The following is a 20,598-nucleotide window of genomic DNA, read 5'->3' on the forward strand; positions in this document are numbered from 1 at the left end:
CTCGCCTAATGTCAGTAACACTGCTTTAAAATACCATCTGGGTAATTTCACCAGCATTAATCAGTCTATATTGCGGTTTAATAAAACTTGTATGCACTGCACCTAAACTTTTATGAAATGAAATAGAGAGCGATACTATTTGAGTAAAGCTATGCCTTGCTTGAAAAACAATTTCTTTGTTGTGAGACTTACTCGGCTCGTGGCTATTACTATCACGTTCCAACATAACAGCCTCAATACCTATAACCTGATCATTTACCACTAAGTGCATCTTTTGTTTAAGGGCATTTTTTATAAACGTATCTTGTTCGCTAAGGCTTAAATTTTGCGGCATGATTGAATCTATATCGCCCAACAACCATGCTTGATCATTTTGTAAACTCGATATCAAATGCTCAATATCAGTGAGTACTTTTACTTCAATTTGACCATCTCGCAAAATAACTTGGGCGCTTGTTTCTGTTAAAACATGAGCATTTAGCGAGGTACAAATACTGAATAACGCACAGACTAAAATCCAAGCTAATTTTGCACATTTTGCTTTTTTAAATACAGACATAATTATTACCTTCAATGTACTTATTTGGGTTGTTGAATGTTAGCTCGACAAATGATGGTGTTATCAGTTTCAAGATCATCACCCCAAATCAACTGAGCATTTTTGTCCCAATTGATTTCATCATAGCCATCTTTTGGTCCAACAGATGCAACACTATGCTCAGTTGCGTTTGACCAAGATGAGTCGTCAAAATCAGCTTGCAACCAATTGGTAGGGGCTTCTTTAGACATAAAAGTACAATAACCTTCACCGGCAACAGGATTAGATCCTTGCTCACATAATTTATTAAGTGGTGCTCGATGCAGCACTTCACACTTCCAACTACTATTGGTAACCGAAACAACTTTATGAGTATCGGTATCCGTTATTTGCATAATAAATCCACCGTCACCCATTTGCTGATTTCTGGCACCTATATATTCTAAACCTGAGTCATTCTGCTTAAAATCTTTGATGATCAAATTAAGCTGAATAGGATAATTTGCAGAAAAGGTAATACTCTCAGCATTAAAGGAGCGTTCAGTGGTTATAGATACCGAATCTTCTATAAGAAGATTTTCATCAATGTAGGCAGCAAACCAGTTATCAGCCCAGGCTTCTAGTTTTAAATTATGCTCACCTGAAATTTTAGGATTAACTGAATGCACTGTTGTTAACTTAGATTTTTTGTTGGGTTTAGAGCTTGGTGCTGGCTTAGGCTTTTGTTTATTTTTAACCTTTCGCTGTTCACTGTTTCTGCAAAAAGTCCCTTCTTCAAGGTTGCCACCATTGCTAATGGTTTTTTGTTTAAAGTCGTAACAGCTATCGCCCTGAGTGGAATGACTGTAAGTGGTAAAATAGTCTTCACCTTTATATGAATAACGCATAGTACGGCTACCATCTTTAGCCACAGTATGGGTTAAATTTTCGACACCATCTTGAGGCGGGCGAAGGTCGGCTCTTATACCCTTTAAATCACCATTTAAGGGGGCCACTCTTGGTAATTTGGCAGTATCAACCTCCCCTACTAAACATTGAATAATATAGGGTGGCGTAGCCGACGTTTGGTAACGATAACCAAAAGTATCGTCAGCTTGGCCATTACACACATCTAAATCACCTTTTGCGATTTCACTGCCATCTGGGTTTTTATCACCATAAAGGGGGTAACCATCATATGCCCAACCAATAATGGCAGCATCTTTTTGGTTTTTCATGGTATCGATCATACAAGTCGGTGATACATGATAGTGGTAGTCATCACCTCGTCCAGAATGCCCACCACAGTTGTCTAGCTGCCCTAAGACTAATGTGTCGTGTTTTACATCGTATTGACTTACATCTAAATCGCCTTGGGATGAATAATCGTAAATAGGCACTCCATTTACTGCTACGCCAACTGCTGCGTCAATAGTTGTTAATTTTTTAGCCTTTTTAGGTTCAAGTTTAATAGGCGCAGCATAACCTGCTGCTGGTACTGGAATTTGTTCATTAGTGTCTGTAATGCCTGTCATCAACTCATGTTGTGGATAAGTGGAGGACACAATGTAGGCATAATCTTCATCACAAATAACCGCAACATCTTGCTCAAAACCTGCTTCAGTTACCGAATGCTGAATTGTTTTGCATCGAGCAGAATCAATATTGACAGACAAATCAGGGGGGATAAAAGGTGAAGGATCGGGTCTAGGTGCTGGGTTAGGTTTTAAACTTGACGTACTTGACGGTTTCATATCGCCGCTATGTCTTTCAGTATTTTTATGATTGCGTTCATAACTAACAGTTAATTGCGCTGATCCTAAGGTGATATCTTGCATTGCAGCTAAAAGAGTTTCTCGGTCTACTTTTATATTGTTATCTAAAGCCACAGGCGCAGATAAAGCATAAATGGTGTAGCTATAGCTTTTCCCTCCTGGACCTTTAGAACAAGGTGGAGCATAGGCGTTTAAATCATTTACACTGTTAGTGCCCAATATGCCAAGAGTTTCATTGCTATTAACTTGGGTAACATCAGCGCTAATGTTGTACATAGTCCAATACCAATGCACACCATCTGGCGCATTATGGTGCATAATTAACCCATAGGACTGAGTGTTTTCTGGAGCACCACTCCAACTTAATGGCGGACTAACACTGTCTCCATCACAAGTATAAGTATTAGGTAAAATACCGCCATCCACCATAGTAGAACTAGTTAAAACAAACTCACTAGCTTTAAGTAGTTGCCCAGATTTAGGACTTTCACCATGACATGCGCTTAGCGAAAAGCCGCACACAATAACGAATAAAAGCGAATATATATTTTTCATCATTTAGACCCCAAAGAACAATCAATTAAGTATAGAAAATTTATGATGAGTAGCCTAACGGTCAATTGTGGGGCAATTATGTATAACCACTATTTATTTTGAAGGTTGATTATATGATGAGGAAATAGCACTGCAGATAACGCCTAAGGCTGATCGTAATTTAACTGGGTTAATGTGCCAGTTTTTCGCCGAATACTTCAAGGTATCCTGTTCAGATTGTCCCGTTGTTTGCTCTTGAATAGACAGTGGTAAAAAAGGTGATAGGAAATAAAGTTATGTCTGTAATGTCAATCCACATAAGACAAAAAAAAAGCCATAACTAATTTAATTAGTCATGGCTTGCTTTTTACTTAATTTAATTTTTACAAGGCCGCTTCTAGTTCTGGTAGAACATCGAACAAATCACCCACCAAACCATAATCTGCGACTTGGAATATGGGTGCTTCTTCATCTTTGTTAATAGCCACAATAACTTTTGAGTCTTTCATTCCGGCTAAATGTTGAATGGCTCCAGATATACCGACTGCAATATATAAGTTAGGTGCCACAATTTTACCGGTCTGCCCTACTTGCATGTCATTAGGAACAAAGCCTGCGTCAACTGCCGCTCGTGAAGCACCCATTGCCGCCCCAAGCTTGTCAGCGATGCCGTCAAGCAGTTTAAAGTTTTCGCCATTTTGCATACCACGACCACCAGAGATGATAATGTCTGCTGCCGTTAACTCAGGTCGTTCAGACTCAGTTAATTCAGCCGAAACAAAGCTAGATTTATCCAATGTTTTGACAACAGAACAGGCTTCAATTGGCGCTGAATTGCCTTCAGCGGCCGCATCAAAAGCAGCCGTTCTCACGGTAATCACTTTGATGTTATCACTTGATTGAACAGTCGCAATTGCGTTACCTGCATAAATTGGACGAACAAAAGTATCAGTACTTTCTACTTTTATGATGTCAGAAATTTGTGCAACATCTAATAAGGCTGCCACTCTTGGCATAAAGTTTTTGCCCGTAGTGGTGGCTGCGGCCAAAACATGGCTGGCATCTTTGCCTAATTCAGTGACTAAATCAGCGATATTTTCTGCCATTTGCTGCGCATATTCTGCATTGTCAGCCAATAACACTTTACTTACGCCTTCTATTTTCGAGGCTTGCTGTGCAACGGCCTCACAACCAGAGCCTGCCACTAATAGATGTATGTCGCCACCTAATTGTGACGCAGCATGTATTAGTTTATGAGTTTCAGTTTTAAGCTGTTCGTTGTCATGTTCTGCGTATACTAAAATAGCCATTAGATCACCTTCGCTTCATTTCTTAATTTGTCGACTAATTCCGCGACATCTGCCACTAAAATTCCACCTTTACGCTGTGCAGGTGCTTCTACTTTTAAAACCTTCACAGCAGATGTGAGTTCAACACCAAAATCGGCCGCTGGTTTAACGTCTAGCGGTTTACGCTTAGCCTTCATTATATTTGGCAAAGACGCATAACGAGGTTCGTTAAGTCTTAAGTCAGTTGTGACAACTGCCGGTAACGACAATTCAATCGTTTGTAAACCTCCGTCAATTTCACGTGTCACTTTCACTTTTCCGCCATCAACTACTATTTCAGAAGCAAATGTACCTTGCGGCATTCCCGTTAGTGCTGCAAGCATTTGTCCCGTTTGGTTGTTATCTGAATCAATAGATTGTTTACCTAAAATCACTAAGTCGGGGGACTCTTGTTCCACTACCTTTTGCAATAACTTAGCAATTTGTAATGAATCGAGGCTCAAATCTGTATCAATTTGAATACCACGATCAGCACCCAATGCTAAAGAAGTACGAATTTGTTCCTGACAGCTCTTGTTGCCTATAGAAACCACTACAATCTCTGTCGCCACACCTTTTTCTTTTAGGCGAACAGCTTCTTCAACTGCAATTTCACAGAAAGGATTAATCGACATTTTAGCGTTAGTTAAATCAACTGCGCTATTATCTGCCTTAACTCTAACTTTCACGTTGTAATCAATGGCACGTTTTACTGGCACGAGTATTTTCATTTTCACCTCTACTTACAGGTATCAAGTTTATAATTTGAGTTAACGTTAAATTGTCACTCAAATCTGGTTGGCGACAATTTACTTTGTGTTGACGTTAACGTCAACTTAGATGTCCTTTTGTCATTGATCATTTTTAGCACCACTTTTAACCGTTATTATATGTCATAATAAATGCGTTAGAATGAGAATAGGATCACATTAGATTAACATAATTAAATACATTAACGCTTTGTTAAATAAGAATATTTTTTATTTCCACCAAGTCATCATTTGCTTTGCGTTGGTCTAATAATGATGTTGAGATTGCTCTTAACAAGGGCTTTTATTGAGACAAAAACAGACATACGCCGACTAAAAGACGGTTATAAATAAGACTCAGAAACATTTTTTTTATGAATAGTTAAATACATTTTTATGAATAGTTGAAACTTAAAAGAGGACAAACAAGTGGAACGAGAATCGATGGAGTTTGATGTAGTAATAGTCGGTGCTGGCCCTGCTGGACTGTCAACTGCGTGTCGGTTGATGCAAATTGCCCAGGAAAAAGACCAAGAATTAATGGTTTGTGTGGTTGAGAAAGGTTCAGAGGTGGGTGCTCATATTTTGTCTGGTGCAGTGTTCGAACCTAGGGCATTAAATGAGTTATTTCCAGATTGGAAAGAAAAAGGTGCGCCTCTTAATACTCCCGTTACAACAGACGATATTTATTGGTTAAATAATGAAACCAAAGGAACCAAAATTCCTGGTTTTATGACGCCTAAAACCATGCATAACCACGGAAATTATATTGTTAGCATGGGCAACATATGCCGCTGGTTAGCCGAACAGGCAGAATCCCTTGGTGTTGAGATTTTCCCTGGTTTTGCCGCGTCTGATGTTTTATACAACGAAGATGGCAGTGTCGGTGGTGTGATTACTGGCGATATGGGGCTAGATGAACAAGGCCAGCCGAAAGATTCATTTATGCCAGGTATGGAATTAAAAGCTAAATATACTGTGTTTGCAGAAGGATGCCGAGGACACCTTGGAAAGCAGCTGATTGAAAAATTTGAGTTGGATAAAGGACAATCTCCGCAACATTACGGTATAGGTTTTAAAGAAATTTGGGATATCGATCCTGCTAAACATCAAGAAGGCCTAGTAGTGCATACTGCTGGATGGCCAATTACTGACGCAACAGGTGGTTCTTATCTTTATCATGGCGAAAATAACCAAGTGTTAGTTGGGCTTATATTAGATTTAAACTATAGCAATACACATTTGAGTCCCTTTGACGAATTCCAACGATTAAAACATCACCCTGTTTTTAAACAGTATCTAGAAGGGGGTAAACGAGTCTCTTATGGGGCAAGAGCGATTGCCAAAGGAGGCTTTAATTCTCTACCTAAAATGACCTTCCCTGGTGGTTTATTAGTAGGGTGTGATGCTGGCACCTTAAACTTTGCCAAAATCAAAGGTAATCATACCGCAATGAAGTCAGGGTTACTTGCTGCTGAAACAATTATGGAAGCGTTAACTGAGGTAGATGCAGCACCTTCACAAGAGTTAGTGGCTTATACCCAAAAATTTAAAGAGTCTTGGTTGTATGACGAACTGTTCAGATCCCGTAACTTCGGCCCTGCCCTACATAAATTTGGCACCTTTATAGGTGGCGCTTATAACACTCTTGAGCAAAACTGGTTCAGAGGCAATTTACCCTTTAATTTTAAAGATGATGTTGCCGATCATTTAATACTTAAAAATGCAGAAGATTGCGTTAAAATTAATTATCCAAAACCCGACGGTGTGTTAAGTTTTGATAAATTGTCTTCAGTATTTTTATCTAATACTAACCATGAAGAAGGACAACCCTGTCACCTTAAGTTAAAAGACAGTTCGGTTCCTATTACGATTAATTTGGCAAAGTATGATGAACCTGCACAACGCTATTGCCCAGCGGGTGTATACGAAATAATCGAAACTGAACAAGGTGAAAAACAATTGCAGATAAATTCTCAGAATTGTGTGCATTGCAAAACCTGTGATATCAAAGATCCCACCCAAAATATCACTTGGGTAGTACCTGAAGGTGCCGGCGGACCCAACTATCCAAATATGTAAGGTTAATAATAGTAGTGAGGCAAACCTCACTACTATCTAAGTATTTAGTAAGGAATAAAATTACTCTATGAGCGCAGTGAATTACCAAATACACTCAGATTCAGAAAACAAACCATGGCTTATGTTAATTCATGGTTTATTCGGAAGTTTGGATAATTTGTCTGCTTTGCGTCGACAATTTACCGATTCTTACCAAGTGTTATCAATAGATTTACCCGACCACGGAAAATCTGCTTTTACTGAAACCATTAGTTTTAAAGGTTACGCCAATCTGATTTCTGAACTCATCAAGGGCTTAGGGATCAATAATCTCAGCGTAGTTGGACATTCTTTAGGTGGTAAAGTAGCTATGCAATTGGCTCTTACTCAACCCGAGCAAATTAATCATTTGGTGGTGTTAGATATTGCACCGGTTAAGTACCCTGCCCGACACAGCAATGTTTTTGCAGGCTTAAACAATGTAAAACTGGCGGATATAACCAGTCGTAAAGAGGCTGATACTGCCTTGTCACACTATGTTAAAGAAAGCTCAACTCGGCAGTTTCTATTAAAAAGTTTATTTCACGAAAACAACGTTTGGAATTGGCGCTTTAATCTCCCCCTGTTGCAAAAAGACTATGCAATGATTTCAGCAGCAATTATTGCGGATACCCCCTATTCGGGGCCAGTGTTATTTGTTAAGGGTGAACATTCAGACTACTTATTGCCAGAGTACAGACAAGCAGTTCTGAAGTTATTTCCTAATAGCAACTATAAAATGGTAAACGGCACAGGCCATTGGTTACATGCGGAAAAACCTGAACTATGTGGCAAAATAATAGCCTCATTTTTGACTAAATAGGAATGCTAACACTCTGGGCAATTTTCATAGTTAAGACTCTATGTTAATATGCGCCAGATTTTTAAAGGAGTTGAACAAAGTACATGTTAAGTGATCATTATGAGCAAATTGAAGCAATAGGTTTAGACCTTGCGATTATAGGCCTGTTTCTATTGATGGCCTACGTTGTTCATGATGTACTTAAGAAAAATAACGTACCACTTATTGGTAAAGTTGTAGTGTATTTTGTACTGTTTTTAGGTGCCGCAGGATTTATATTTAAAGGCATTATGCAATTGGTAATCGAAGGCTGAGTTATTTAATAGCCAAGCTTTGGCAAAACCAGATTGAATTTATATTTTAGTTGAGGAATAAGTAATAATGGCAAGTGTGGGGCTATTTTTCGGCAGCGACACCGGCAATACAGAACATATTGCTAAGATGATCCAAAAAGAATTAGGTAAAAACCTAATAGACGTAAAAGACATTGCCAAAAGCAGCAAAGAAGATATTGCTGAATTTGACCTGTTACTTTTCGGCATTCCAACTTGGTATTACGGTGAAGCACAATGTGATTGGGATGACTTTTTCCCTGAGCTAGAACAGATCGATTTTGAAGATAAATTAGTAGCCATTTTTGGCTGTGGTGATCAAGAAGATTACGCGGAATATTTCTTAGATGCCATGGGTATGGTAAGGGATATAGTAGAAGCTAGAGGTGCAATTTTGGTAGGTCAGTGGCCAACAGAAGGTTATGACTTTGAAGCGTCAAAAGGCATGGCCGATGAAAATCACTTTGTAGGCTTAGGCATTGATGAAGACCGTCAGCCCGAACTCACTGAACAACGGGTGAAAGCTTGGTGCAAACAAATTCACGAAGAACTTTGTTTAGCTGAATTAGCCTAAGTTTAAAAAAGGAGCTAAGGCTCCTTATTTAATAACTAACAAGGTAAATAGCTTTTAAATCAAAATAGGTACCCTATAATGACTTCACAGTTTTATTATTAAGTAAGCTAATGGATCAAAATAAAGAATTAAAAAAAGCGGGGCTAAAAATCACCCTTCCTCGCTTAAAAATCCTAGAGATACTACAACTCCCTGAAAACCAACATATCAGCGCAGAAGACGTATATAAGATTTTAATTGAGCACGATGAAGACATCGGTTTAGCCACGGTTTATCGAGTACTCAACCAATTTGATGATGCAGGAATTTTAAACCGTCATCATTTTGAAGGGGGTAAATCCGTTTTTGAAATTAGCCATAAAAAACATCATGATCATCTAGTTTGTTTAAAATGCGGTAAAGTGATTGAGTTTGAAGATGAAGTGATCGAAAAACGCCAAGAAGAAGTAGCCGAACGTCATAATATAAAACTCACTCATCACAGTTTGTATCTGTACGGTGAATGTAAAGAAGACTGCGACGCAGATTAATTGTTAAAAATGAAAAGCCGTATATATGAAGTGACCCCAATAAGTTGGACACTTTATTAAGCGGTTTTTTAGTCTAATCCACACTCAATCTATAAATCCCCCCCCCCTTTTAAATGTTCAAAAAGGTTCGTAAAAACAGTCAGATTGCATTAATTACTCTGAAAAATGAACTCAATATCGTGCTCCTCAATCCACTCAGTTAATAGTAATAAAGGGAACAACCAGGTTGTAATCTAATAATCGGAATGTGCTAAACAATTATCCCATTTAAGCCATTAAAATTACCTAGTTAAACTTAGCGATGGCTTGATTGGAAACAATCAAGCTATTCAATATTGTCAGACTATTAGCACTTTTTAATAATATACGATACACTACATAATGTAGCACATCATACATTATGGGTATATTTTATGGGTATAGTAAAAATTTCAGATAAACTTCATGAAGACGTTAGAAAAAACAGTTCAGTGATGGAGCGCTCTATCAACTCTCAGGCTGAATTCTGGATAAAAATTGGCAGGCTAGCCGAGCAAAATCCCACTATGACTTACGAAGAAATTCTTCAACGTGAAATGCAAACCCAAAATGTTGCCTCGGTGAGGTTGATCAATGAGTAATGTATTGATTAAAACCCCAAATGAGATTTCATTGATGCGTGAATCAGGCAGATTACTTGCTAGCGTATTTAATGTCTTAGATGACTTTGTGAAAGCCGGTGTAACAACGATGGAAATCAACGATTTTGTTGAAGACCATATAGTTAACAATCTAAAATCGAGGCCAGCAAGTAAAGGCCAATATGATTACCAATATGTACTGAATTCGTCGCTAAATGATGTAGTTTGTCATGGTATCCCTTCTGAAACAAAAAGGTTGAAAGACCGCGATATTGTCAATTTAGATATCACCTTAGAAAAAGATGGATACATAGCTGACAGCAGTAAAATGTATATGATCGGTAATGTTTTACCTAACGCTAAAAAACTCGTTGATGTGACTTACGATGCAATGTGGAAAGGTATTGAATGTGTTAAACCTGGGGCTACAACTGGCGACATAGGTCACGCAATTCAAACCTATGCTGAACATCATGGCTTTAGCGTAGTGCGTGATTATTGTGGTCACGGAATTGGCCGTGAAATGCATGAAGATCCACAAATTTTACACTTTGGAAGACCGCATACTGGCACTGCCTTGCGTGCAGGCATGGTGTTTACAATTGAACCCATGATTAATCAAGGTTCATATAAAACCAAACAAAAGAAAGATGGTTGGACAGTAGTCACACGGGATAAAAAGTTATCTGCCCAATGGGAACACACTATTCTCGTCACCCCTTCAGGTTTTGAAGTGCTTACTTTACGAAATGAAGAAACCTTTAAGTTAACTTAACTTCATATCCGTCAATGTCACCCTCGTTGTCGAGGGGAAATAACCCATGCAGCTGGAGTTTAATTCATCACGGGTTATTGCTGGCCCACCTTTGCTAAGAGTACGTACTACTTGTTAAACACTCTACTTAGGTTTTACGCTTTTTTATTTTTAACAGAGTTGAGGAAACCCGTTACCAACATATATTGCGCGGCGTAATAACTGGCCATAATGCAATAACTCGCCAATGGAAAAACGCAAATGAATTTATTAATAGCAATAAATGAATCCGAAATAATAAATAACACTGCACCCAACACTGCCCAGCGCATGGGTAGTGAAGACTGAAACGCCAGTAACCCCATTGCACCAATTGCAAACAAATAGGCCATAACTGGTATCTGCAACTCCCCGAGTTTAGGAATTAACAACCAGGCCATGGCGAGCATATATACAATCAACAGCAGACTCAGTGACCAACGATTCTGAATACCTTGCCAGTATCGGCTAAATAAAAATGCATAACCAAGCTGAGCCAATAAAAACGCTGCTACACCAAAAATAAATTGGTCAAAAGCAAGTAACAAGTCGCCGCAGCCACTAAAGAATAATGCCAAGAGTAAAAAATTTCGGATTAAACTAGGCTTAGTTTTTACTACTGCAACACCCAATAAAACGATTGGCATAATTTTTAAGAGCCATAGACTGTCTACCCCATAAATCAGAGCAAAGATGTACAGCAATGAAAAAAATAAAAATCCCATACCCAGTTTTTTTGACATATTCATTCGCTATTTGAGTTTTTATAAAGTGCGATTATTTATCCAATATTCAAGCAGTTACAAGTACACTGACAAAATATAGGGACAGCGAGCATCAGCATACTTTTACGTTTCATTAAAAACAAGGTAACAAAAGTTATTAATAGATCCCCAATAAATGAGACTTAAACTTAGAAATCATTTTACATGATTTATACCTCACCCAAGGCTACGTTATAGTGATTGCTAATCATCTACTCTAACGATCTAAGGTTTATATGAATTTTGCAGAATTCGCTGCTTCTAGAAAGAGTGTGCGAGGTTTTAAAAATAAAGCCGTTTCCAAAGAAGTTGTCGATGCCGTTATCAACGCAGCAAAATGGGCTCCTTCTTCCTACAATACCCAGACTTGGCGTGTGCACGCGGTTGCAGGCGATGTCCTTGATAAGATTCGTGAAGACAACACTAAAAACACCCTTGCTGGTAAACCCCATGTACGTGACTTTCCCTACAAGGAAAAGTATGAAGGGGTGCATAAACAACGTCAGATAGACGTTGCGATTCAATTGTTTGAAGTAATGGGCATTTCCAGAGAAGACAAAGAAAAACGTATGGAATGGATGATGAGAGGCTTTCGTCAGTTTGATGCACCAGTCTCTCTTGTATTGACCTATGATAAATCCTTGGAGCCCGCTGGGATTACCCAATTTGGGTTAGGTTCATTAGCTTATGGGATAGTACTTGCTGCTTGGGATCTAGGTCTAGGCTGCGTCATTAACGGACAGGGTATTATGCAATCTGATGTTGTGCATAAGCATGCACAAATACCGGAAAACGAAGCCATTATGATTTGTATTGCAATGGGTTACCCTGATGACGATTTTGCAGCAAATAACGTGCGTTCAGTACGCGCTGACAATGAAGATTTTGTGCGTTATCACGGATTCTAGATCCGAAATCAGTAGTGTTATGGAATAGCGAGTTTCCATAACACTAGCTCTTCTTTAATAACCGCTATCACTCAAAACAGTCTGATTCTGGGTAACAATAACCTTTCCCCTATTGAAGGCCCCATAAAAGCCCTAATCACAATCCCTCCGTATATAAATATTTACACTTACATGTTGTTAACAACAATCTCGATTTACCTTTGGCATGCCCTTATGGGGAATTTTTGATTGAAATACTCTAAGCTGCGCTCGTGTTATTTAGTGGTATGTCTCCTACAACGTTTAGAAACTTAAACCACAAATAGAGACCAATTAAAAATCCTAAAACGAGCTTCCAGGTTAGTTTTAGACAAAACAAGAGAGATTAAATAATGGCAGACTTATTTGAGAATCCAGCGGGTTTAGATGGATTTGAATTCATTGAATTTTCTTCTCCTGAAAAAGGACAATTAGAGAAAGTATTTGTAGGCATGGGATTTACCCATATTGCCAATCACCGTACCAAGGATGCGCAGTTATGGCGACAAGGCGGTATTAACTTAATTGCTAACTATGAGCCCAAATCAGCAGCTTGGTATTTTGCCAGAGAACATGGTCCATCTGCTTGTGGTATGGGTTTTAGAGTAAAAAATGCGGTTCAGTCTTATAAATATTTATTATCCCAAGGAGCTGAGCCTGTTGCTGTAGAAACCGGGCCTATGGAACTTCGCTTACCTGCCATTCGCGGTATTGGTAATGCCATTATATATTTGATTGACCGATACGGTGACGAGTTGTCTATCTATGACATCGACTTTAATTACATTGATGGCGTGGACCGCAACCCATTAGGCGCTGGCTTTAAGGTCATAGATCATTTAACCCATAACGTTTATGGCGGTCGCATGAAGTATTGGGCCGATTTTTATGAAAAACTCTTCAACTTTCAAGAAATACGCTTCTTTGACATTAAAGGTGAATACACAGGATTAACCTCTAAAGCCCTCACCGCTCCAGATGGCAAAATTCGTATTCCTCTTAATGAAGAAGGTGAAGGAGGAAAAGGCCAAATTGAAGAATTTTTGCGGGCATTTAATGGTGAAGGCATTCAACATATAGCGTTCAGTTGTGACGACTTAGTGGCCTGCTGGGATCGCTTAAAAAATATGGGGATGCCCTTTATGACAGCGCCCCCTAAAACTTACTACGAGTTACTTGAAGGGCGGCTACCAAATCATGGCGAGCCCGTTGCAGAGCTGCAATCTCGGGGCATTTTAATGGATGGCAGCACCGAGGGTGGTCCAAGACTGCTTTTACAAATATTCTCTGAAACACAATTGGGTCCAGTGTTTTTTGAGTTTATTCAGCGTAAAGGTGATGACGGCTTTGGCGAAGGTAATTTTAAAGCATTATTCGAATCAATTGAACGAGATCAAATTAATCGGGGTGTTTTAAACACAACTGATAACACTGAGGAAAAAGAAGCGGTTTAACAATCCTTTATGATGAGTTTCCCTGAGCAATCGGCTCAGGGAAAAACCATAGCAAGCAATGTTAAACACAGGTATTTTAATGACTACCAGTCTGCAGATTTTTTTAAGTCACTGACTTTCGCTTCAATCCATCTATCACCCTGCGCGGTGGTTTCTTTCTTCCAGAAAGGCGCTTGGGTTTTTAAGAAGTCCATTATAAATTCATTAGCTTGATAAGCAGATTGACGATGTTGACTAGTCACACCAACAAACACAATTTGGTCAGACACATGCAACTGCCCTACTCTATGGATGACGGAAACGCTGCCTAATTGCCATTTATCCCTTGCTTGTTCAACAATATTGTTTAAGACTTTGTCAGTCATTGCGGGGTAGTGTTCCAAAAATAGCCCACTGACTGATTGTTGAAGATTAGTATCACGTACCAAACCGACGAAGGTTACTATCGCGCCGTCGCTATCGTTACTATCTCTTAATTTTTGATATTCATGAGCAAAATCGAAATCCTGTATTTGCACACTAATATGGGTAAAGTGGCTCATGGCTTTTCTCAACCACCAGTTACGGGAGGGAAAAAGGCAATTTCGTCGCCCTCTTTTAATACAGTAGCGTCGCTGGTCATTTCTTGGTTGACCGCAACTAAGGCCTTACCGTAAGCCAAATATTCGCTCCACATCTCCCCCTTGCTCTGCAACATATTACGTAACTTAGACACTGTAGTTATCGCGTCGCTATTTACAGCGAGATCAACCTGAATCGATTCGGTTTTTAGTACTTCTTTCAAATGTCCAAAAAACAATATTGTTAACACGTCCAGTCCCCGCTCTTACCACCTTGCTTGCTGAGCACTTTAATGTCACTGATTTGCATATGAGGATCGACTGCTTTACACATATCAAACAAAGTCAGAGCCGCCACGCTGACCGCTGTTAACGCTTCCATCTCAACACCAGTTTGCCCCGCTAACTTACATAAAGCTTGAATGCGCACTTTGCACTGTTCATCTAAGGTTTCAAATTCAATTTGTACTTTAGATAACATTAATGGGTGGCAAAGTGGGATTAAATCACTGCACCTTTTGGCCCCTTGAATTCCCGCAATACGGGCAATAGACAAGACGTCACCTTTGGCATGGCTATTGTCTTTTAACATACTAAAGGCTTGGGCAGACATAGCTATATAGCCTTCAGCTACAGCTTGCCTTTGGGTAATTCGTTTATCGGTGACATCTACCATGTTGGCTTTGCCATGTTCATTTACATGGGTTAAACCAGTATTTGGACTTTCCATAATAGTGCTTATCCTCTACTCGTGCATTTAGTGTCAGTATTTTTTAGATGCACCACAAAATTACAAGGTCTATGGGTCGAGTCTAATTGTTGCTGCAAAATTCCAGTCCACGCAGTTTTACACGCCCCAGTTGAACCAGGCATACAAAAAATAGCCGTACCATTGGCCATTCCGCCTAGCGCTCTTGACTGCACTGTTGAGGTACCAATTTCTAAATAGGAAATATGTCTAAATAACTCACCAAATCCCTCTATCTCTTTTTCAAACAAAGGCGATAAGGCTTCTGGTGTGGTATCTCTTGCGGTAAACCCCGTTCCACCTGTTATCAATACAACTTGAATATCATTTGCTGCAATCCAATTAGACACCACGGCTCGAATCTGAAACTTGTCATCTATGACTATTTTTTTATCCAATACTTTATGACCTTCTTCTATAGCGGCTATTTGCAAATATTGCCCAGAGGTATCATTTTCTTCATTACGAGTGTCCGAAACAGTTAACACTGCAATATTCAAAGCTTGTTTAGTCACCGGAGCATTTACTGTCATTTGTTCGCCTTAAAATTTGGTTGCGCAGCGCAGTACTCTTGCCACTGCTCTGGCGTATTAATATTGTCTAATCGTGTTTTTTTCAACGCTGGTATTTGTATGGCTTGTAACGAGTCCAACATCTTTTTTAGAGAATATTGGCTTTTTTTGTTTTGTACCAGTGTGTTGTCATATTGGGGCGTAAGATGAGTTGTCAGATAGTGAGAGACAGCCACTGATAACGGAAGGTACAAAGGTAAAAAACAGGATTCAAAATAGCAAATGCTATTATTTTTTCGGCCCATTTCAAGTAAGTAGTTCAAATCTTCAGTCCCTAATTCAGGCATATCTACTGCCCCCACCAACAACTCGTTAATGTCAGGATGTTCACTTTCAATTTGGGTGATGACCCCATGTATACCCGATAAAGGCCCACAATTCGGAATACTATCGGCAATACCTTGATCATGCTGGACACCACTGACAAAAACATGCTGGCTACATACCAATGCCCATCGCTTTTTTGCATGCTCTAGCAAGGATAAATGATTCTCGGGCAATCTTAACAAACTTTTGTCTGTGCCCATTCTACTTGACCTACCGCCAGCTAGAATCACCCCCGCTAACATAGTTTCAGCCTCTCAAAAAGCCACCTATTTATCATTTATTTGTACCTTAACCACCTAACATAGCGAGATGTTTAGTGGCACCAGTGAATCCCTCTTGTAACCAGTGTGTGGCTTCTTTGTCTCCTAATAATTCAATTAACTTGGCCTGTAATTCGTTGCTGTCAGCCGATTGTAGAGCAGGGCGAATATCCAAACCTTGGTCGGCAAACAAACACAAATGTAATTTTCCTGTGGCCGAAATCCTCAAGCGATTGCAACTTGCACAGAAATCTTTGCTATAGGGCATGATCAAGCCTATTTTTCCCTGATAATCAGGGTGGAAAAATTCTTGAGCGGGACCTGCCGCTTTATCGCGGATCAATTGTCCCCAACCCCCTTCAAGTAATTGCCCTTTGATTGGCATTCCAGAAACATGGTTCTCCTTGAAAAAACTCAAGTTATCACCCGTCTGCATCAACTCAATTAATCTTAGGGTTACAGGGGTGGCTTTCAACCAAGTGAGGAAATTTTGCAGTTCTTGTGCGTTGTATTGTTTCATCAATACCGCATTGATTTTAACCTTCACACCTAATGCGATAGCTTTGTCGATACCACGCAATATAGTTTCAAGTTTATTGTGTCCAGTAATGGCAGCAAACATCCGAGGATCCAGGCTATCTATACTGATATTCAGGGAATTCAGTCCAGCATCCACCCATTTTTGAATGTCGGACTCTAACTTATAGCCATTGCTGGTCATAGCAACATGCTGAATATTAGGCGCAGTGGCACAGGCCTTAATGATCTCAGGCAAGTCTTTTCTAAGGGAAGGTTCACCGCCGGTAATACGAATTTTACTGGTGCCTAAAGAGGCAAATCCGTTCACTAATGTTTTAATTTCTGGCAACGCCAAAAAATCACGATCAGTGTCGCAAGCATAACCGTCAGGCAAACAATAATTACATTTAAAATTACATACGTCTGTTATAGACAGCCGCAAGTAATGGAAACGTCGTCCAAATTTATCTTCTAACATTTTATTTAACACCTTTCCAAAGTGAAGTGACATAAACATTATGACACTTGCGGGAGGCTGCTCGATTTCTCTTACAACCCTGGCGAATCGGCAAAATTGCCCAATTCACGGCTAAAACACCTTGTCGTAGATTTAGGTGAGATAGCTCGGAGTTATTCACAGATTATCTGATTTACAGGTCAAATAACAACGAGGTATTTGTACCACATAATTGTATTTTTGTAATGAGAAACTGCTAAGCACTTTATTTAAATCTAAAATGCACATACACACTTTTATAGCAAGATGGCACATATGTTGTAGCTATTTTATTAGGATATAAATTAATGATTAAATATAAAGCACTTTTACAGTGCATAAAATGAGATTTTATAAGTCTATGATCAGCACATTTATCAACAAAAATAAGCTCTCCGAAGATTTCATTAAAATTGCTGAGGGTTATTATATTCCTCTAGCAGAGGAAATTAAGACGCACCAACTAGGTGCAAAAAGCACTTACTTTGTCGGGATTAATGGCAGTCAAGGTTCTGGAAAGTCTACTTTATCTGAATTTTTGAAAGAGTACTTAACTGAGACTTATGCTTTGAATGTGGTGGTGATGTCGCTGGATGATTTCTACTTTAGCCGTATAGAACGACAAATAATTGCAGATGATGTGCATCCGTTGTTTGCGACCCGTGGTGTCCCTGGCACTCACAATATGTCTTTGGCCAAATCGGTATTAGATGAGCTAAAAGAACAACAACCCACAACCATTCCAAGATTTAATAAAGCGACTGACGACCCTCATCCGTTTTCAGCCTGGACCAAAGTAACTACTGCAGTAGATGTGGTAATATTTGAAGGCTGGTGTTGGGGCGTTGAACCACAAACCTATCAACAGCTAAAACAACCCGTCAATACATTTGAAGCAACTGAAGACCCTAACTCTGACTGGCGCAACCACGCGAATTTACAACTGTCTCTGTATTACCAACCCCTGTATAGTTTGATGAACAAATGGGTGATGTTAAAGGCTCCTTCTTTTGCGGATGTCTTTGCATGGCGCTTAGAACAAGAACAAAAGCTCAGTGCCGCCACTAATGGTCAAGAGAAGTCTGGCATTATGAATGAACAGCAAATTCTACGTTTTATTCAGCACTATCAGCGTTTAACTGAACATGGACTGAGCACTTTACCGAAAAAATGTGATCACGTGTTTGAACTTAACTCTGTTCGAGCCATCATTGACCATAAGACTAAGGATATCCATGCTTAAAGATGTTTTAGTATTTTCGGATCTAGACGGCACATTGCTTGACCATCACACCTATAGTTTTGCCCCTGCATTACCTATGTTGCAAAAACTTCGCGCTGCGAATATTCCTGTCATTGCAAATACCAGTAAAACTTTTGCAGAACTCACAGAATTAAGAAATGAAATAGGTTTAGACGGTCCTTTTGTGGTGGAAAATGGCGCAGCCGTTTATATCCCCACCTCTTTTTTTACAACCCAACCCAAGGGTACCAAAACCGAAAATGGTTACTGGATTAAAGAATTTTCAAAACCAAGAGCTCATTGGTTATCTCTCATTGAAAAATTAAAAAGCCGCTTTGAAGGTGAATTCAATTATTTTTTCAATATGTCCAATAAAGAAATAATTTCAGCAACGGGACTTTCAGCTAAACAGGCAGAATTGGCGGCTTCTCGGCAATACGGTGAGCCAATCCTATGGTTAGGTAATGACACTACAAAGCGTCAATTTATACAGGCAATCAATGAACTGGGTGCCACCCCCTTACAAGGAGGACGATTTTTACACTTGTCAGGCCAATGTGACAAAGGTCAAGCACTGGTTTGGCTAAGTCAACAATTCCAAATACAAAGGGCTATTGAGCACTGCAACACTATCGCCTTAGGAGACGGGCAAAATGATGTGGCCATGCTTGAGGCTGCTGATATAGCAGTAAGAATTTTATCACCTGCTAACGCCCCACCAACATTAACAAAACAAACTAATGTTTATACTAGCCAAGCATATGGTCCAAGTGGTTGGACAGAATGCCTTGAGCAAATTATTTTTATCGATTCACAAATTAACAATTAGTACGGAGATTTTATGGCTGATTTTTATCAAAATGGCATAGTCACAACGTTACACAACTTGTCTGAAAGACCAATTGAAGATCTAGAAAACGAACTGGTCGCATTTTCAAAAAGACGACCAATGGCGCTAATACTCCCTTCTTTATTTTCCGAGCTTGAAGGCACCGCTTTACCTAACATAATCGAACATATCACTGAAGTCCCCTACCTTTCACAAATCGTAATAGGCTTAGACAGAGCCAATCTTGAGCAATACCAACATGCTCTTAAATTCTTTGGTAAATTGCCACAAAATCACCGTGTTTTATGGAATGAAGGGCCAAGGTTAAAAGCCTTAGATGCAAAATTAGAGGCCTTAGGGTTAGCGCCTAAAGAATTGGGTAAAGGTCGTAACGTTTGGTATTGCATGGGATACGTGTTAGCTACAGGAAAAGCTGAATCGGTGGCATTACACGATTGCGATATTTTGACTTACGATAGAGGTCTGCTAGCAAGGTTAATTTACCCCGTTGCCAACCCACTGTTTAATTATGAATTTTGTAAGGGTTACTATGCACGAGTAGCCGATGGCAAAATTAATGGCAGGGTGTCAAGATTATTGGTCACACCATTGATCAGAGCGTTACAAAAAGTTGTGGGCCACAATGAATATCTCGAATATATGGATAGTTTTAGATACCCCTTAGCTGGAGAGTTTTCCTTCAGACGAGATGTGTTAAATGATATCCGTATCCCAAGTGATTGGGGCTTGGAAATTGGGGTGTTGTCTGAAATGCAACGTAACTATTCTCATAATAGATTATGTCAGGCAGATATCGCCAAAACCTACGATCATAAACACCAAGATTTATCAGCCAATAACGATCAAGGTGGACTGTCTAAAATGTCTATCGATATCACTAAAGCGCTAGTGAGAAAACTGGCCACTCAGGGTGAAACATTCTCCACTGAGACCTTTAGATCACTCAAAGCCACCTATTACCGCATTGCCCTAGATTTCATAGAAACCTATAACAATGACGCCATTATAAACGGTCTTAAGTTAGATATTCACAGCGAAGAAAAAGCCGTAGAGCTATTCGCCAGTAATATTATGAAAGCTGGAGAGAGCTTTCTAGATAATCCTATGGAAACTCCTTTTATTCCAAGTTGGAACCGTGTGGTGAGTGCCATGCCTGATGTATTAGAACAATTAAAAGACGCAGTAGAACAAGATTACTTAGAGTTTAAGCAACCTTAAGGGGCAG

At 39.4% G+C, this 20,598-nt stretch carries 23 protein-coding genes and 1 riboswitch; of the genes, 12 read left to right on the top strand and 11 right to left on the bottom strand.

Annotated features, from left to right (window positions below; translation table 11 throughout):
• Nucleotides 1–25: 25 nt before the first annotated feature.
• The 4 genes from AAC000_RS03805 to AAC000_RS03820 all read right to left on the bottom strand — a co-directional run bounded on the left by AAC000_RS03805 (nucleotide 26) and on the right by AAC000_RS03820 (nucleotide 4,885).
• Complete coding sequence (locus tag AAC000_RS03805; protein WP_339720232.1) at nucleotides 26–559, bottom strand: hypothetical protein; 534 nt, start codon at nucleotides 557–559, stop codon at nucleotides 26–28.
• A gap of 20 nt (nucleotides 560–579) precedes the next feature.
• On the bottom strand, nucleotides 580–2,850 hold the full coding sequence (locus AAC000_RS03810) for a YHYH protein (RefSeq protein ID WP_339720233.1): 2,271 nt from the start codon (nucleotides 2,848–2,850) through the stop codon (nucleotides 580–582).
• Between the two features lie 359 nt (nucleotides 2,851–3,209).
• The gene (locus AAC000_RS03815; RefSeq protein WP_339720235.1) at nucleotides 3,210–4,136 is read right to left on the bottom strand and encodes an FAD-binding protein; all 927 of its coding nucleotides are present in this window, start codon (nucleotides 4,134–4,136) and stop codon (nucleotides 3,210–3,212) included.
• Nucleotides 4,136–4,885, bottom strand: a complete 750-nt coding sequence (locus AAC000_RS03820) for an electron transfer flavoprotein subunit beta/FixA family protein (protein WP_339720237.1) — start codon at nucleotides 4,883–4,885, stop codon at nucleotides 4,136–4,138. Before AAC000_RS03820 ends, AAC000_RS03815 begins: the two co-directional genes overlap by 1 nt.
• Nucleotides 4,886–5,347: 462 nt before the next feature.
• Here AAC000_RS03820 and AAC000_RS03825 point away from each other — a divergent pair, with 462 nt between their 5' ends.
• The 7 genes from AAC000_RS03825 (at nucleotide 5,348) to map (ending at nucleotide 10,636) form a co-directional block, all read left to right on the top strand.
• Nucleotides 5,348–6,985 carry an electron transfer flavoprotein-ubiquinone oxidoreductase gene (locus AAC000_RS03825; protein ID WP_339720384.1) on the top strand — a complete coding sequence of 546 codons (1,638 nt, stop codon included), beginning with the start codon at nucleotides 5,348–5,350 and terminating at the stop codon, nucleotides 6,983–6,985.
• A gap of 67 nt (nucleotides 6,986–7,052) precedes the next feature.
• A complete protein-coding gene (locus tag AAC000_RS03830; RefSeq protein ID WP_339720239.1) occupies nucleotides 7,053–7,826 on the top strand; it encodes an alpha/beta fold hydrolase in 774 nt (257 codons plus the stop codon).
• 83 nt (nucleotides 7,827–7,909) lie between these two features.
• Nucleotides 7,910–8,119 carry a DUF2788 domain-containing protein gene (locus tag AAC000_RS03835; protein WP_339720240.1) on the top strand — a complete coding sequence of 70 codons (210 nt, stop codon included), beginning with the start codon at nucleotides 7,910–7,912 and terminating at the stop codon, nucleotides 8,117–8,119.
• A 67-nt stretch (nucleotides 8,120–8,186) separates the two neighbouring features.
• Nucleotides 8,187–8,711, top strand: coding sequence for a flavodoxin FldA (gene fldA, locus AAC000_RS03840; RefSeq protein ID WP_339720242.1), 525 nt, complete (start codon nucleotides 8,187–8,189; stop codon nucleotides 8,709–8,711).
• Nucleotides 8,712–8,821: 110 nt separating this feature from the next.
• The gene (gene fur, locus AAC000_RS03845) at nucleotides 8,822–9,241 is read left to right on the top strand and encodes a ferric iron uptake transcriptional regulator (protein ID WP_339720244.1); all 420 of its coding nucleotides are present in this window, start codon (nucleotides 8,822–8,824) and stop codon (nucleotides 9,239–9,241) included.
• 413 nt (nucleotides 9,242–9,654) lie between these two features.
• Nucleotides 9,655–9,861 carry a ParD-like family protein gene (locus AAC000_RS03850; protein WP_339720245.1) on the top strand — a complete coding sequence of 69 codons (207 nt, stop codon included), beginning with the start codon at nucleotides 9,655–9,657 and terminating at the stop codon, nucleotides 9,859–9,861.
• Entirely contained in the window at nucleotides 9,854–10,636 is a 783-nt protein-coding gene (gene map / locus AAC000_RS03855; protein WP_339720248.1) for a type I methionyl aminopeptidase, read from the top strand. Before AAC000_RS03850 ends, map begins: the two co-directional genes overlap by 8 nt.
• A 134-nt stretch (nucleotides 10,637–10,770) precedes the next feature.
• Here map and AAC000_RS03860 read toward each other — a convergent pair whose 3' ends face one another.
• On the bottom strand, nucleotides 10,771–11,397 hold the full coding sequence (locus AAC000_RS03860; RefSeq protein ID WP_339720250.1) for a lysoplasmalogenase: 627 nt from the start codon (nucleotides 11,395–11,397) through the stop codon (nucleotides 10,771–10,773).
• A 257-nt stretch (nucleotides 11,398–11,654) separates the two neighbouring features.
• Here AAC000_RS03860 and AAC000_RS03865 point away from each other — a divergent pair, with 257 nt between their 5' ends.
• Both AAC000_RS03865 and hppD read left to right on the top strand, forming a co-directional pair.
• Nucleotides 11,655–12,326 carry a nitroreductase gene (locus tag AAC000_RS03865; protein WP_339720251.1) on the top strand — a complete coding sequence of 224 codons (672 nt, stop codon included), beginning with the start codon at nucleotides 11,655–11,657 and terminating at the stop codon, nucleotides 12,324–12,326.
• A gap of 371 nt (nucleotides 12,327–12,697) precedes the next feature.
• Nucleotides 12,698–13,798 (top strand): 4-hydroxyphenylpyruvate dioxygenase, encoded by a 1,101-nt coding sequence (hppD, locus tag AAC000_RS03870; protein WP_339720252.1) that lies wholly within the window; start codon nucleotides 12,698–12,700, stop codon nucleotides 13,796–13,798.
• Nucleotides 13,799–13,881: 83 nt separating this feature from the next.
• On the opposite strand, the gene moaE is transcribed toward hppD, so the two are convergent.
• The 6 genes from moaE to moaA form a co-directional block, all read right to left on the bottom strand.
• Entirely contained in the window at nucleotides 13,882–14,340 is a 459-nt protein-coding gene (gene moaE / locus AAC000_RS03875) for a molybdopterin synthase catalytic subunit MoaE (RefSeq protein WP_339720254.1), read from the bottom strand.
• 8 nt (nucleotides 14,341–14,348) lie between these two features.
• Nucleotides 14,349–14,609 carry a molybdopterin converting factor subunit 1 gene (gene moaD / locus AAC000_RS03880; RefSeq protein WP_339720256.1) on the bottom strand — a complete coding sequence of 87 codons (261 nt, stop codon included), beginning with the start codon at nucleotides 14,607–14,609 and terminating at the stop codon, nucleotides 14,349–14,351.
• Nucleotides 14,603–15,088 carry a cyclic pyranopterin monophosphate synthase MoaC gene (gene moaC, locus AAC000_RS03885; RefSeq protein ID WP_339720257.1) on the bottom strand — a complete coding sequence of 162 codons (486 nt, stop codon included), beginning with the start codon at nucleotides 15,086–15,088 and terminating at the stop codon, nucleotides 14,603–14,605. Before moaC ends, moaD begins: the two co-directional genes overlap by 7 nt.
• Before the next feature lie 8 nt (nucleotides 15,089–15,096).
• Complete coding sequence (gene moaB, locus AAC000_RS03890) at nucleotides 15,097–15,639, bottom strand: molybdenum cofactor biosynthesis protein B (RefSeq protein ID WP_339720258.1); 543 nt, start codon at nucleotides 15,637–15,639, stop codon at nucleotides 15,097–15,099.
• Entirely contained in the window at nucleotides 15,636–16,247 is a 612-nt protein-coding gene (locus AAC000_RS03895) for a molybdenum cofactor guanylyltransferase (RefSeq protein ID WP_339720259.1), read from the bottom strand. The genes moaB and AAC000_RS03895 overlap by 4 nt, the downstream gene beginning before the upstream one ends.
• 46 nt (nucleotides 16,248–16,293) lie before the next feature.
• Complete coding sequence (moaA, locus tag AAC000_RS03900; RefSeq protein ID WP_339720261.1) at nucleotides 16,294–17,262, bottom strand: GTP 3',8-cyclase MoaA; 969 nt, start codon at nucleotides 17,260–17,262, stop codon at nucleotides 16,294–16,296.
• A riboswitch (molybdenum cofactor riboswitch) is annotated at nucleotides 17,256–17,426 on the bottom strand. (Overlaps the previous gene by 7 nt.)
• A gap of 215 nt (nucleotides 17,427–17,641) precedes the next feature.
• On the opposite strand from moaA, the gene AAC000_RS03905 reads away from it, so the two are divergent.
• From AAC000_RS03905 to AAC000_RS03915, 3 genes are read left to right on the top strand one after another with little or no spacing between them, the layout of a single operon-like run.
• The gene (locus tag AAC000_RS03905; protein ID WP_339720385.1) at nucleotides 17,642–18,523 is read left to right on the top strand and encodes a kinase; all 882 of its coding nucleotides are present in this window, start codon (nucleotides 17,642–17,644) and stop codon (nucleotides 18,521–18,523) included.
• Nucleotides 18,516–19,352 (top strand): HAD-IIB family hydrolase, encoded by an 837-nt coding sequence (locus tag AAC000_RS03910; RefSeq protein ID WP_339720263.1) that lies wholly within the window; start codon nucleotides 18,516–18,518, stop codon nucleotides 19,350–19,352. Before AAC000_RS03905 ends, AAC000_RS03910 begins: the two co-directional genes overlap by 8 nt.
• Nucleotides 19,353–19,364: 12 nt before the next feature.
• Nucleotides 19,365–20,591 (top strand): glycosyl transferase, encoded by a 1,227-nt coding sequence (locus tag AAC000_RS03915; RefSeq protein ID WP_339720265.1) that lies wholly within the window; start codon nucleotides 19,365–19,367, stop codon nucleotides 20,589–20,591.
• Nucleotides 20,592–20,598: the final 7 nt, after the last annotated feature.

The sequence above is a fragment of the uncultured Paraglaciecola sp. genome (genome assembly GCF_963977085.1).
In the GTDB taxonomy this organism is placed as follows: domain Bacteria; phylum Pseudomonadota; class Gammaproteobacteria; order Enterobacterales; family Alteromonadaceae; genus Paraglaciecola.

Coding starts and splice junctions, on each gene's coding strand:
- AAC000_RS03805 (WP_339720232.1), bottom strand. CDS start 559: ATGTCTGTATTTAAAAAAGCAAAATGTGCAAAATTAGCTTGGATTTTA.
- AAC000_RS03810 (WP_339720233.1), bottom strand. CDS start 2,850: ATGATGAAAAATATATATTCGCTTTTATTCGTTATTGTGTGCGGCTTT.
- AAC000_RS03815 (WP_339720235.1), bottom strand. CDS start 4,136: ATGGCTATTTTAGTATACGCAGAACATGACAACGAACAGCTTAAAACT.
- AAC000_RS03820 (WP_339720237.1), bottom strand. CDS start 4,885: ATGAAAATACTCGTGCCAGTAAAACGTGCCATTGATTACAACGTGAAA.
- AAC000_RS03825 (WP_339720384.1), top strand. CDS start 5,348: ATGGAGTTTGATGTAGTAATAGTCGGTGCTGGCCCTGCTGGACTGTCA.
- AAC000_RS03830 (WP_339720239.1), top strand. CDS start 7,053: ATGAGCGCAGTGAATTACCAAATACACTCAGATTCAGAAAACAAACCA.
- AAC000_RS03835 (WP_339720240.1), top strand. CDS start 7,910: ATGTTAAGTGATCATTATGAGCAAATTGAAGCAATAGGTTTAGACCTT.
- fldA (WP_339720242.1), top strand. CDS start 8,187: ATGGCAAGTGTGGGGCTATTTTTCGGCAGCGACACCGGCAATACAGAA.
- fur (WP_339720244.1), top strand. CDS start 8,822: ATGGATCAAAATAAAGAATTAAAAAAAGCGGGGCTAAAAATCACCCTT.
- AAC000_RS03850 (WP_339720245.1), top strand. CDS start 9,655: ATGGGTATAGTAAAAATTTCAGATAAACTTCATGAAGACGTTAGAAAA.
- map (WP_339720248.1), top strand. CDS start 9,854: ATGAGTAATGTATTGATTAAAACCCCAAATGAGATTTCATTGATGCGT.
- AAC000_RS03860 (WP_339720250.1), bottom strand. CDS start 11,397: ATGTCAAAAAAACTGGGTATGGGATTTTTATTTTTTTCATTGCTGTAC.
- AAC000_RS03865 (WP_339720251.1), top strand. CDS start 11,655: ATGAATTTTGCAGAATTCGCTGCTTCTAGAAAGAGTGTGCGAGGTTTT.
- hppD (WP_339720252.1), top strand. CDS start 12,698: ATGGCAGACTTATTTGAGAATCCAGCGGGTTTAGATGGATTTGAATTC.
- moaE (WP_339720254.1), bottom strand. CDS start 14,340: ATGAGCCACTTTACCCATATTAGTGTGCAAATACAGGATTTCGATTTT.
- moaC (WP_339720257.1), bottom strand. CDS start 15,088: ATGGAAAGTCCAAATACTGGTTTAACCCATGTAAATGAACATGGCAAA.
- moaB (WP_339720258.1), bottom strand. CDS start 15,639: ATGACAGTAAATGCTCCGGTGACTAAACAAGCTTTGAATATTGCAGTG.
- AAC000_RS03895 (WP_339720259.1), bottom strand. CDS start 16,247: ATGTTAGCGGGGGTGATTCTAGCTGGCGGTAGGTCAAGTAGAATGGGC.
- moaA (WP_339720261.1), bottom strand. CDS start 17,262: ATGTTAGAAGATAAATTTGGACGACGTTTCCATTACTTGCGGCTGTCT.
- AAC000_RS03905 (WP_339720385.1), top strand. CDS start 17,642: ATGATCAGCACATTTATCAACAAAAATAAGCTCTCCGAAGATTTCATT.
- AAC000_RS03910 (WP_339720263.1), top strand. CDS start 18,516: ATGCTTAAAGATGTTTTAGTATTTTCGGATCTAGACGGCACATTGCTT.
- AAC000_RS03915 (WP_339720265.1), top strand. CDS start 19,365: ATGGCTGATTTTTATCAAAATGGCATAGTCACAACGTTACACAACTTG.